Raw genomic sequence first — 12,221 nt, forward strand, 5'->3', positions numbered from 1 at the left:
CTAGCGGCTTCATCCGCATCGGCAAGCCTAGCGGCCGCTCAGCCGGTGCCAGGCAAGGCGTAGCACCCGGCCCGGCGCACCCACCGGCCGCTCGCCGGCCAGATCGGCCGCGGCGACATGGACCAGCGCGCCGATGAACCGCCCCGCCGGGCTCCATCGCTGCGCCGATGCTTGCTGGACAAGCGGCCCCGCCAGCGCCGCCGCGCGCGCGGAAAGATCCGTATCGACCGTCAGCCGCGACAGATCGGCGAGCGCCCAGCCGACGCCGGCCGCAGTGGCATTGTCCGCCGCGCCGGCAAGCCGTGCCGCCTCGATGAACAGCGTGCCGCGCTCCTCGCCGAACGCGATCAGCGCCTCCTCATCCGGCGTTTGCAGCAAGCGCTCCCATCCGATCTCCATCCGGGCCAGCGCTGCGCCATCCACCCTCGCCGCCGCCAGCGTGCGCAGGATCGGCTGTGCCGGCGGCTTGCTTTGCCCCAGCGCCGACAGCGCCTCATGCCACCAAGTCAGCCGCAACTGCGCGACCATTGCATCCCGCGTCCCGATAGCCAGCTTGGCCAAGGTGGCGTCCAGCGCGAACAATGCGCCGATCGCGGGCCGAACCGCCATCGGCGCATAGCTCAGCGCCAACGCGCGCTCCGGATGGCCGGCAGCAGGGTCGATCCCGAAGGTATCTGTGTCGTTAACCATGTCGTTTGATGCGGGTTTAGCGGCTGAGCGCCTAGAGCGGCTCCGGGACAATTAGCTTCAACTGGGGCGAAATGCGAGTGGGACGCAAGTTTACTGGGCGACTGCCCAGCCTATTGTGGCGCGACAAACGCGGGGCGGCCTTGCCAATCCTGGCCGCCTTTACCATTCCGGCGATCGGCGCGATCGGCAGCGGCATCGACGCCGCCCGCATCTACATGACGAAAAGCCAGTTGCAGGCCGGCGTCGATGCGGCGGCGCTGGCGGGTGCGCGTGCCTTTGCCGTGACGGACACGAGCGCCAAGGGCCGATCGAAACAGGTCGAGGCCTATTTCTTCGGCAATTTTCCGCTCGGCTACATGCATTCTCAGAACCTGCAGGTCACGCCGACCTTCACGACTGACAAAGGCATCAACATCACGACGGTGGAAGCAACCGCCGACCTGCCGTTGACCTTCATGAGCGTGCTGGGTTTCGACAAGCAACCCGTGCGGGCGGTGGCGCGCGCGGAACTTCAGCCACGTCCGCTGGAAGTGATGGTCGTGCTCGACAACACCGGGTCCATGAAGGACAACCTTCCAAGAGGCGCGAACGGCGTGGTGAAGACCCGCATGACTGCGACGAAGGATGCTGCCAAGAGCTTCGTCGAAATCCTTTATCAAGGTGCCGAGACCCGAAAGGAGCTCGCGCTTGGCTTTGTGATGTATGACATCACGGTGAACGTCGGTCACTTGCTGACCAAGTGGCGGTCCTCGTCCGTACGCACGCTGCCCGGCTTCAACGACAGCTACATGCAGTCTTTCGGAAGCTGGCCCAGCAACCCAATGGCCTGGAAGGGCTGCGTTCTTGCTGATGACAGTGTGAAGGACATCAACACCAACTACTCCACGCCCGAAACGGGCGCATGGGACGTTGTTCGTTCACTCCCGGGTGAAAACAATCACCCGCCGGTCACACCCTATTTCATCCCGCCCTTCTGGGTGCCGAAGATGCAGGCCGGAAATGTCACCGCAGACAAGACCGGCGATCCGACACATGAGTATTATCAGGTCGCCAATGTGGAACCTGGTTTCAACCTGTACAAGATCACCGACATGGACGCGAGCGTGATCAATTACGCGTTCAACAACATTCCGGCCCTGTCTTCTTCGCCATACCGGCGATGGATGTATCACTATTATCTCGGCCTCAACGACACGGCGTCTAACAATGCCAATGACGTGATCACGCTGAAGGGTGGCGGCTTCTACGATCCCAAGGTCTATTCCTGGAACTTCACCACTCAAAGCGGCACGCCGTTCGAGGTTCACTATGACCGTATTCCGAACTTCGGGGCATGGAAACCTGCTACCGCCTACACGATCAACCCGAAGGGCGGCAGCACGAACAATGGTTCTCAGAACAAGACGGAACCGCCAAGCCCTAATTGGCAATGCCCGGAGGAGGCCGAGCCGATCGCATACGGCAAGTCGAAATCCTATTGGGTAGACACGGTGATCGGCCAGAAGAATGGCGCGATTTATCCGGCGAATGGCACATTGCACCATGCGGGCCTGCTGTGGGGCTATCGCCTCCTGGTGCGCGACGACGTGTTCACGCGCAGCAACCCGACCAACGAGGAGGCGAAGCGCGCGCTGGTGTTCATGACCGATGGTGAAACGGCGCTCGGCGCGTCGCAAAACGGCTTCACCGATCGTACATTCACCTTCTACGGAAACTATGCCGACGCGCCGATCAGCGCCAGTGCAGGCGGTCTGACGACGCAGTCCGAACGACGCTTCTCCAAGACGTGCGCGTCGCTTCAGGCGGAGACCAACGCGCCCAAGGTGTACATCATCGCGCTGACGACCACCAACGCCAACACTCTCGCCATGTTCGAGCGGTGCGCACCGGGCCGCGTCTATCGAACATCCGATACGGCGTCGCTCAAGTCCGCATTTGACGACATCGCCACCGAACTCGTCGACCTGCACCTCACAAAATGAAGACGATGATATCAGCCCTTCGTCGCGACCGGCGCGGCGTGACCGTGGTCGAATTCGCACTCATATCGCCGGTGATGCTGGCGATGATCTGCGGCACGCTTGAAGTCGGACACATGATGTTCGCCCGCGCGGCGCTGGAAGGCGCTGTCGTGGAGGCTGCGCGCGCCGCGACGGCGACGCTGGAAAGCAGCGAGGACGCGCGCGAAACGGTGACCCGTGCCAGCATCATCAATGCCATGAGCGGCTTCCCCACGGCGCCCAACCGGACGGTGACGATCACCACCAAGGTGTTTCACGATTTCTCGTCCGCAACGCCCGAGAACTTCACCGACGCGAACCGCAATGGCGTGTACGACGTTGGGGAGGATTACATCGACCGTAACCGTAACGGCGTCTGGGATCCGGCAGTGCAGATCCCCGGCAAGCTTGGCGGACCAGGCGATGTCGTGTCCTACACCGCCGTTTTCCCCAAAAGAATGCTGTTCGGCGGGCTGACGTCGTGGATCGGCATTCCCAACGAGACAACACTCACCGCGACCACCGTGGTGCGCAACGAAGCCGTTGTGAGGAAGGCGGCGTGAAGCTCTGTTCCTTCAGGTCCTTGATCGCCGACAAATCCGGCGTGGCAATGCTCGAATTCGCCTTGTTTGCCCCGCTTCTGCTGGCGGTGATCATGAGCGGCTTTGAACTTGGCAATTACGCCATGGCGCACAATCGCGTGCAGCGGCTTGCGGCAATGACCGCCGACCTTGTCGCGCAGAGCGGCACGGGAAGCGTTGGCGCGACCGAGGGGCAGATCTACGACCTGTTCAGCGCGATCGAGCTGACGGCGCAGCCATTCGATCTGGCCGATCACGGCCGCGTCATCATCACCGCGGTGAAGGGGACCGACAACGACAATAATGGCGATGTCGAGAATCGCATCCTGTGGCAGCGCTTCGATGGCGCCTATACAACAGCGGCGCCGACGCTCGGCTGCAACCTGACCACCGCTTTGGCGACACTGCCGAACAGCCGCATGCTGCCGCTGGATGAGATCCTCTTCCACGTGCAGGTGACATACAATTACCAGCCGCTGCTCAGCAGCTATCCCATGCAATGGCTGCGGCTAGAAGAAAGCTTCACCCGGACAGCGATGTTCCGTGCGCGTAACAAGGATTTCCAAAGCCCGACGCCGAGCAGCCGCTTTCCCCCCAAGAAGAACTGCAACACGGCAACCGGCTTGTAGCCCGGCCCGTCCCTCTCTCACGGCGATGGCGAGGTGCTTTGCCCCTCTCTGCCTAACGCCCCTTCAACAACCTTCCCGTCAGGCGAGGAGGTTGGCAGCGCGCGGCCGTGACCATTAACCACGTTACCTTACAATAGCTTAGGGCATTACCGGGCAAGGCGTCGCGGTTAAGCGATTATGTCTGTGCTAGGCTTGAAGCGAGAAGAGAAAGACGGGGCTGCGCAGTTCCTCGCACGTCTGCGCCGCGATGTTCGGGGTAACACGCTGGCGATCATGGCGGCAGCGATGATCCCTCTGCTCGCGCTGATCGGATCGGGCGTCGACATGACGCGCGCCTATATGGCGCAGAACCGCCTTCGTCAGGCGTGCGACGCCGGCGCGCTGGCGGGACGTCGACTGCTGACGGGCACGACCGTCACCACGGCGCTGCGTACGGAAACGCTGAAATACTTTGATTTCAATTTTCCGCGTTCGCCGGTCCCCTTCTTCGAAGCCGCCAACTTCGAACCGGCCATCACCATTCCGCAGCAGGGAACCCTCCGGGTGACGGCGGCCACCAGCATCCCGACGACGATCATGAAGATGTTCGGCTTCAACACGCTCGGCATCTCGGCGACCTGTTCTGCAACCCAGGACTTTGTCGGCACGGACATCATGCTTGTTCTGGACATGTCGGGGTCGATGAATTGCGCTCCGGGCGTTTCCGGCAACTGCAACGAGGTTGAAGCGTCCAATTCGAAAATGAGCGCACTGCGCTCCGCAGCAACCTCTCTTTACGAGACCCTCAAGTCCGCTCAGGATCAGTTACATTCCAATAACCTGAGGCTGCGCTACGGGTTTGTCCCCTACAACGCCACGATCAATGTCGGGCGCCTGGTATATGCCAAGAACCCGACATACATCCGGAGCGGTAACTACCTTTACAACACCCGGGTTACTCCGACACAAACAAATACGTCGACTGAACAGCGTTACACGAGCAAGTCGAGTTGCGACGCGGCGAATGGCTCTTACCAGGCGATCATCGGAAATTTGCTCGGTATCTGCACGATCACGACGACGACAACCACAAATGGCAGCCCGACGTGGGGCAAGTTTCCGATCGACATATCGCAATATGTCACCGGATCTTCCGTGAGCACGCCAACGGCTCCAGGAACACGATCCAGTTGGGCGGGCTGCATCGAAGAGAGAATTACCAACAATGTCCTGATCAATGGCGGCAGCAGCACCAGCGCGCCGAGCGACGCATGGGACCTCGACATCAATCGCATCCCGAACTCTGACGAAAGTCGCTGGGCGCCGTGGTGGCCGGAAGTCGTGTACAGGGTGAACGAGAACTCCCAGGCAACAGAAACCCGCTACTGCGCCAGTCAGGCGTCTCGCCTGCGGGAATATTACAACGACAAGGCATCCTTCACGAGCTACCTCAACTCGCTCGATCCTCAAGGATCTACCTATCACGACATTGGAATGATCTGGGGCGCCCGCTTCATTTCGCCCTACGGGATCTTCGCTTCCTCGACACCGGAAACGAACAATCCCAACGATCCGGACAACCCGGTGAAGTTGCGCGGCTTCAACGTGCGCAAGTACATCATCTTCATGACGGATGGCGACCTGTCGCCCAATATGAACGAGTACACCACCTATGGCGTGGAAAGCCTGGACAAGCGTGTTCTTGGCACCGCCAGCGGCAGCACCGCTCAACTCAACCGCCATCTTCAGCGCTTCCGTATGGCGTGCAACGCGGCCAAGAGCCAGAATACCGAAGTCTGGGTGATCGCATTCGCGACCACGCTTACGGACGACATGCGGAAGTGTGCGTCTGATGACAGCAAGGCGGCGGGTATCTCGTCTTCTGCCGATCTGATCGCCAAATTCCAGGAAATCGGATCCAAGATCGGATCGCTGAGGCTCAGCCAATGATACAAGCGCTTCGGTCCGATCGCCGCGGCGCTACGATCGTCGAATTCGCGCTCATCATCCCGGTAATCTGCATGATCCTGGCTGCTGGCATTGAGATCGGCTATCGAGCGTACCTCACCGCGATCGTTCAAGGCGCATTGCTGGAGGCGTCACGTCTCGCGACGGTCGGCGACCAATCCGGCGAGACCATCGACAACGTGATCAAGGAACGTGTCGCGATGCTCTCCGACGCGAGCAACGTCAAAAGCATCCAGAAGGAAAGCTTCTTCAACTTCTCCAACGTCGGAAAGCCGGAAAAGATCACGTCGGATACGGATCCAGTCGGCAGATATAATGTCGGGGATTGCTATGAAGACGCCAACAACAATGGCGTGTACGATCTCGAATACAATACTGGCATCGGTACGGCGGACGACATCGTTCGCTATACGGTGACGGTGGAATATCCTAATATCATGCCGGTGAACAAGATACTCGGCTGGGGGTCGGCGCAGAAGATCGTGGCTTCCACTGTTCTGCGGAACCAGCCGTTTACGTCGCGCGCGCAGCCCACGATCCGGTGCAACTGATGCCACATCTGCTTCGCCGCCTCCATCGCGACCAGCGAGGGCTGGCGTTGCTGGAGTTCGCCTTCACGCTGCCGATCGTACTGACCATTGCCCTTTATGGCGTGGAGATCGCCAATTATGGCATCTCCATCCTGCGCGTGCATCAGATCGCGGCCACCGCTGCCGATAATGCAGCACGCGTTCGTGAATCGATCAGTGAGGCAGACGTCAACGAAGTGCTGCTCGGCGGCAAGATCGTGGGCGAAGCGATGAACTTCGCCACCCGAGGCCGGATCGTTCTGAGCGATGTCATGCCCAACGGGAAGACGGGGTCGCTCGCTGGACAGACCATCCTTTGGCAGCGCTGTAGCGGAACGCTCAACCGAACTGAATCGCAGCCGCAATATGGCACGCAGGGGAAAGGTGCCAATGATGCTTCGCTTCCGGCCATGGGCGCCACCGGGCGTCAGATCGCCGCATCGGCCGGTTCCGCGATGATCTTCGCCGAAGTCACCTATGTGTACGAACCGATTTTTTCGACCGTCGTCCTCGGCACGCCGGTGATCCGGTCGGAAGCGTCGTTCACCGTTCGCGAACGCGCCTCCGAAACGCTGAATGCCGCAACGGGAAGCACGCCAAGCGTCTGCACCCGTTACGATCTCTGAGCATCGAGCGCGCTCCGCCCGCCCTCCAAATGAGCGGGCGGAGCCTGCACTTACCCCTTGTAGGTCACCTTCTTCACCGCCTCGACGATCTTGTCGGACGAGATCAGCGCCAGCTTCTCGAGGTTCGCGGCATAAGGCAGCGGCACGTCCTCGTTGCACACGCGCACGACCGGGGCGTCGAGATCGTCGAAGCCCTCTTCCATGCAAATCGCGATGATCTCGCTGGCGATCGAGCAGGTCGGCCAGCCTTCTTCGGCCACGACCATGCGGTTGGTTTTGGCTAGGCTCTTGAGCACCGTTTCCTTGTCGAGCGGGCGCAGCGTGCGCAGGTCGATCACCTCCGCCTCGACGCCTTCTTCGGCCAGCTTGTCGGCGGCTTCCAGCGCCAGGCCCACGCCGATCGAATAGCTGACGATTGTCACGTCCTTGCCCTCGCGCATGATGCGCGCCTTGCCGATCGGCAGGACCCAATCGTCCAGCTTCGGCACCTCGAATGAGCGGCCGTAGAGCAGCTCGTTCTCGAGGAACACGACCGGGTCGGTGGAGCGGATCGCGGCCTTCAGCAGGCCCTTGGCATCCGCCGCGTCATAGGGCGCGATCACGATCAGGCCCGGCACGCTGGCATACCACGGGCCATAGTTCTGCGAATGCTGCGCGCCGACGCGGCTCGCGGCGCCGTTCGGGCCGCGGAACACGATCGGGCAGCGCATCTGGCCGCCGGACATATAGTTCGTCTTCGCGGCCGAGTTCACGATGTGATCGATCGCCTGCATCGCGAAGTTGAACGTCATGAACTCGACAATGGGCTTGAGCCCGCCCATCGCCGCGCCCGTGCCGACACCGGCAAAGCCATATTCGGTGATCGGCGTGTCGATGACCCGGCGGTCGCCGAATTCATCGAGCAGGCCCTGCGTGACCTTGTACGCGCCCTGATATTGCGCGACTTCCTCACCCATCACGAACACGCGCTCGTCCGCGCGCATTTCCTCGGCCATCGCATCGCGCAGCGCCTCGCGAACGGTCGTCTTGACCATCTCGGTGCCCGCGGGGATCGCCGGATCGGCAACCTCCGCGTCGTGCTTCGCGGCCTCGAACATCTGGCGCGCGCCGGTTTCCACCTTTTCCTGCGCCGGATGAGCCGAATCTTCGACGCCATCGTCCTTCTTGGCGTCGGCCTTTGCCTTGGGCTCGGGCTCGTCGTCCTTGGTCTCGGCCGGCGCCTTGTCGGCGTTACCGGCTTCTTGGCCCTCACCCTGCAGCTGCATGATGACGGTGCCGACCTTCACATTGTCGGTGCCCTCGGCGACCAGGATCTTGCCCACCGTGCCCTCGTCGACCGCTTCGAACTCCATCGTTGCCTTGTCGGTCTCGATCTCGGCCATGATGTCGCCGGACTTCACCGTGTCGCCTTCCTTGACGAGCCACTTGGCGAGCGTGCCCTCCTCCATGGTGGGGGAGAGCGCCGGCATCTTGATGTCGATCGCCATCTCAATACTTCTCCACCAGCACGTCGGTATACAGTTCCTTGGGATCGGGTTCGGGGGTGCTCTCGGCGAAGTCCGCGGATTCGTTCACGACCTTGCGGATCTCGCTCTCGATTGCCTTCAGCTCGTCTTCCTTGACGCCCTTGGCATCGAGCAGCTTCTTCACATGCTCGATCGGATCGGACTTGTCGCGCACCGCCTGCACTTCCTCACGGCTGCGATATTTGGCCGGATCGGACATCGAGTGGCCGCGGTAGCGATAGGTCTTCATCTCCAGGATGATCGGCCCCTTGCCGGCGCGCACCCATTCGAGCGCCGCCTCGGCCGCACCACGCGCCGCCAGCACGTCCATGCCGTCAACCTGGATGCCGGGAATGCGGAAGCTCTCGCCGCGGCGATACAGCTGATCCTCGGCAGAAGCGCGATTCACGCTCGTGCCCATGGCATATTGATTGTTCTCGATGACGAAGATGACGGGCAGCTTCCAAAGCTCCGCCATGTTGAAGCTTTCGTACACCTGGCCCTGGTTGGCCGCGCCGTCGCCGAAATAGGCCAGGCACACGCCGCCATCATTGTTGTACTTGTGCGCAAAGCCAAGTCCGGCGCCCAGTGACACCTGGGCACCGACGATGCCGTGCCCGCCGTAGAACTTATGCTCCACGCTGAACATGTGCATGGAGCCGCCCTTGCCCTTGGAGATGCCGGCCTGACGGCCGGTCAGCTCCGCCATCACGTCCTTGGGCGGGATGCCGCACAACAGCATGTGGCCATGGTCGCGATAGCCGGTGATCACGCTGTCCTTTTCGGTCAGCGCGGACTGCAACCCGACGGCCACGGCTTCCTGGCCGATGTACAAGTGGCAGAAGCCGCCGATCAGGCCCAGGCCATAAAGCTGGCCCGCCTTCTCTTCGAAGCGGCGGATAAGGAGCATGTCCTTGTAGAATTGCAGCAGTTCGTCCTTGGACGCCTCATAAGGCTGCGGCTCGTTGGGACGTTCACGATTGGGTACGGGCGGTTCGGCGCTCTTGGCGCGGGCTGTTCTTGCCACGGGGCTGGACCTCGCAGGTTCCTAGGGGAAAGGGAGAATGCGGCCTATAGGCCCCAACCCGAGCCGCGCGCAACGCTGTGGCATTGCCCGTTGTGTCGGTAAGGAGCGCGACCTAAGTCCGCAGCCGCATGTCAGCCGCCATTCACCCGCTCCGCATCGCCAATTACCGCAGCTACTGGCTGGCCCGCCTCGCCAGCACGATTGCGCAATCGGCGCTCGCCATCGTCCTCGGCTGGCAGGTGTACAGCATGGCGCGCGAGACGATGGACATACGCGACGCCGCGTTCCTCCTCGGCATGATCGGCCTGGCGCAGTTCGTTCCGCTTTTCCTCCTGACGCCGATCGTCGGGTTGATCGCGGATTCGGTCGACCGCCGCTGGATCGTGCGCGGCACCACCACCCTGCTCGCCGCAAATGTGATGCTGCTCGGCCTGGCGACTTGGGAAGGCTGGATCAGCCTGCCGGTGCTGTTCGGTGCCGCGGTCCTCGTCGGCGTCGCGCGAGCGTTCGCCGGCCCGGCCTATGGCGCGCTGGCGCCAAACCTCGTCCCGCGGGAAAGCCTGCCCACCGCCATAGCGCTCGGCTCCATTGCCATGCAGGTCGGCTTCATCGCCGGCCCCAGCGTCGGCGGCCTCCTGTTCGCTATCGGGCCGATCACCGCTTACGCCGGCATGGCGACGATGTTCCTCCTGGCCTTGGTCATGTTGCTGACGATCCGCCGCGTGCCACAGCCGGCGGCGCAGAAGGACCGTCGACCGCTGGCGCGGATTATTGACGGCTTTTCCTATGTGAAGCGCAACCGGCTGGTGCAGGCGGCAATAACGCTGGATCTGTTCGCCGTGCTGCTCGCCGGTTCCACGGCGCTGCTGCCGATCTATGCGCGCGACATCCTTCATGTCGGCCCGACCGGCCTTGGCCTGCTCGCCGCCGGCATGGGGATCGGCGCGTCGCTCACCGGCATCTTTCTATCTTTCCGCCCGATGAAAACGGACGTCGGCCGCAAGATGCTGATCGCGGTTGTGATCTTCGGCCTCGCCATCCTGACGTTCGGCATATCCACCAGCTTCGCGCTCAGCCTCGCCGCGCTGATCGTCGCGGGGAGCGCGGACATGGTGTCGATGTACGTGCGCGGCTCGCTGATCCAGCTTCACACCCCCGATGAGATGCGCGGCCGCGTCAGCGCCGTTAGCCAGCTCACCATTTCCGCCTCGAACGAACTGGGCGAGGCGGAAAGCGGCCTCATGGCGTCGCTTCTTGGGCCGGTCGGCGCCGTGGTGGTCGGGGGCGTCGGCGCGATCGGCATCACGCTCCTCTGGTCGCGGTTGTTTCCGGAACTGAAGCAGGCCAAGACCTTTGATCCGCCCGAGGAACCGCTCTCGGTCATCCCGCCCGAAACACAGCATGGAGTATCTCAGCCATGAAGGCGAACACGATCCTCGACACGATCGGCAACACCCCGCACATCCGGATGCAGCGGCTGTTTCCGGGATCCGAAGTCTGGATCAAGTCGGAGCGGTCGAACCCCGGCGGCTCGATCAAGGACCGGATCGCGCTCGCCATGATCGAGGCGGCAGAGGCCTCCGGCGACCTGAAGGCGGGCGGCACGATCATCGAGCCGACAAGCGGCAACACCGGCATCGGCCTAGCGATGGTGGCCGCGGTGAAGGGATACAAGCTCGTCCTCGTCATGCCCGAAAGCATGTCGCTGGAGCGCCGTCGCCTGATGCTCGCTTATGGCGCCACCTTTGATCTGACGCCGCGCGAAAAGGGGATGAAGGGCGCCATCGAGCGCGCGCTTGAGCTGGTCGAGACCACGCCCGGTGCCTGGATGCCGCAGCAGTTCGAAAATCCCGCCAACATCGACGTTCACGTGAAGACCACGTCGCAGGAGATCCTGAACGACTTCCGCGATTCGCCGATCGACGTGCTGATCACCGGCGTCGGCACCGGCGGCCACATCACGGGCGTTGCCGAAACGCTGAAGAAGGAATGGCCGAACCTGAAGGTCTTCGCCGTCGAGCCGGCGGCATCCCCCGTCATCGGTGGCGGCCAGCCCGGCCCGCACCCGATCCAGGGCATCGGCGCTGGCTTCATCCCCGCGAACCTCCACACCCAGGCGCTGGACGGCGTGATCGAGGTGGACGCGAACGTCGCCAAGGACATGGCGCGCCGCGCGGCCAGTGAAGAAGGCATGCTGGTCGGCATTTCATCCGGCGCGACGCTGGCGGCAATCCTGCAGAAGCTGCCCGACCTTCCCGATGGCGCACGCGTGCTGGGCTTCAACTATGACACCGGCGAGCGGTATCTGTCGGTGCCCGAGTTCCTGCCGGAGGCGTAAGCCGCCGCGCGACGGAAGATCTATTCGGGGAACAGCCGGCCGGGAGATCCCTCTCGCCGGCTGTTCCGCCGATGCCGCAGCCAGGGACACGCTTGGTGCCGCGTGCCAGCTTCGCCGCGCCGGCAAATTAGGTTAAGCGCCCCCGCGTGCCGACCGTTCGACCGCTTCACCTGATCCTTGCCCTGATCGCGCTCATCGCGATCGCCTTGCCGCTGATCGTCACCCATCTGGTGCCGCAGCCGATCGTGGAGGTCGGCCGGCCGATCATCGTGCGCCAGCCGCGCGTCCTGCCCCGGGCCGCACCGCCGC

Annotated in this window: 11 protein-coding genes; 8 read left to right on the plus strand and 3 right to left on the minus strand. The window is 62.6% G+C overall.

Annotated elements, in window-relative coordinates:
• Positions 1-27: 27 nt before the first annotated feature.
• Positions 28-690 (minus strand): squalene/phytoene synthase family protein, encoded by a 663-nt coding sequence (locus AX702_RS20315; RefSeq protein WP_066782192.1) that lies wholly within the window; start codon positions 688-690, stop codon positions 28-30.
• A 140-nt stretch (positions 691-830) separates the two neighbouring features.
• On the opposite strand from AX702_RS20315, the gene AX702_RS20320 reads away from it, so the two are divergent.
• The 6 genes from AX702_RS20320 to AX702_RS20345 all read left to right on the plus strand — a co-directional run bounded on the left by AX702_RS20320 (position 831) and on the right by AX702_RS20345 (position 7,042).
• Positions 831-2,672, plus strand: a complete 1,842-nt coding sequence (locus tag AX702_RS20320; RefSeq protein ID WP_197420705.1) for a pilus assembly protein TadG-related protein — start codon at positions 831-833, stop codon at positions 2,670-2,672.
• A gap of 5 nt (positions 2,673-2,677) precedes the next feature.
• Entirely contained in the window at positions 2,678-3,253 is a 576-nt protein-coding gene (locus tag AX702_RS20325) for a TadE/TadG family type IV pilus assembly protein (RefSeq protein WP_066782203.1), read from the plus strand.
• Positions 3,250-3,900, plus strand: coding sequence for a TadE/TadG family type IV pilus assembly protein (locus AX702_RS20330; RefSeq protein WP_066782194.1), 651 nt, complete (start codon positions 3,250-3,252; stop codon positions 3,898-3,900). Before AX702_RS20325 ends, AX702_RS20330 begins: the two co-directional genes overlap by 4 nt.
• A gap of 192 nt (positions 3,901-4,092) precedes the next feature.
• On the plus strand, positions 4,093-5,829 hold the full coding sequence (locus AX702_RS20335; RefSeq protein ID WP_066782195.1) for a TadE/TadG family type IV pilus assembly protein: 1,737 nt from the start codon (positions 4,093-4,095) through the stop codon (positions 5,827-5,829).
• On the plus strand, positions 5,826-6,398 hold the full coding sequence (locus AX702_RS20340; RefSeq protein WP_066782196.1) for a TadE/TadG family type IV pilus assembly protein: 573 nt from the start codon (positions 5,826-5,828) through the stop codon (positions 6,396-6,398). Before AX702_RS20335 ends, AX702_RS20340 begins: the two co-directional genes overlap by 4 nt.
• Entirely contained in the window at positions 6,398-7,042 is a 645-nt protein-coding gene (locus AX702_RS20345) for a TadE/TadG family type IV pilus assembly protein (protein WP_066782197.1), read from the plus strand. The genes AX702_RS20340 and AX702_RS20345 overlap by 1 nt, the downstream gene beginning before the upstream one ends.
• Before the next feature lie 50 nt (positions 7,043-7,092).
• Here the strand turns inward: AX702_RS20345 and AX702_RS20350 are convergent, their stop codons facing one another.
• Both AX702_RS20350 and pdhA read right to left on the minus strand, forming a co-directional pair.
• Positions 7,093-8,529 (minus strand): pyruvate dehydrogenase complex E1 component subunit beta, encoded by a 1,437-nt coding sequence (locus tag AX702_RS20350; protein ID WP_066782198.1) that lies wholly within the window; start codon positions 8,527-8,529, stop codon positions 7,093-7,095.
• Position 8,530: 1 nt separating this feature from the next.
• Positions 8,531-9,574 (minus strand): pyruvate dehydrogenase (acetyl-transferring) E1 component subunit alpha, encoded by a 1,044-nt coding sequence (gene pdhA / locus AX702_RS20355; protein WP_066782199.1) that lies wholly within the window; start codon positions 9,572-9,574, stop codon positions 8,531-8,533.
• A 128-nt stretch (positions 9,575-9,702) separates the two neighbouring features.
• On the opposite strand from pdhA, the gene AX702_RS20360 reads away from it, so the two are divergent.
• A complete protein-coding gene (locus tag AX702_RS20360) occupies positions 9,703-10,995 on the plus strand; it encodes an MFS transporter (protein ID WP_066782200.1) in 1,293 nt (430 codons plus the stop codon).
• Positions 10,992-11,912 carry a cysteine synthase A gene (gene cysK, locus AX702_RS20365; RefSeq protein WP_066782201.1) on the plus strand — a complete coding sequence of 307 codons (921 nt, stop codon included), beginning with the start codon at positions 10,992-10,994 and terminating at the stop codon, positions 11,910-11,912. The genes AX702_RS20360 and cysK overlap by 4 nt, the downstream gene beginning before the upstream one ends.
• Positions 11,913-12,221 lie beyond the last annotated feature (309 nt).

Origin of the sequence: Sphingomonas sp. CCH5-D11 (genome assembly GCF_001557395.1) — a bacterium.
Taxonomy (GTDB): Bacteria; Pseudomonadota; Alphaproteobacteria; order Sphingomonadales; family Sphingomonadaceae; genus Sphingomonas.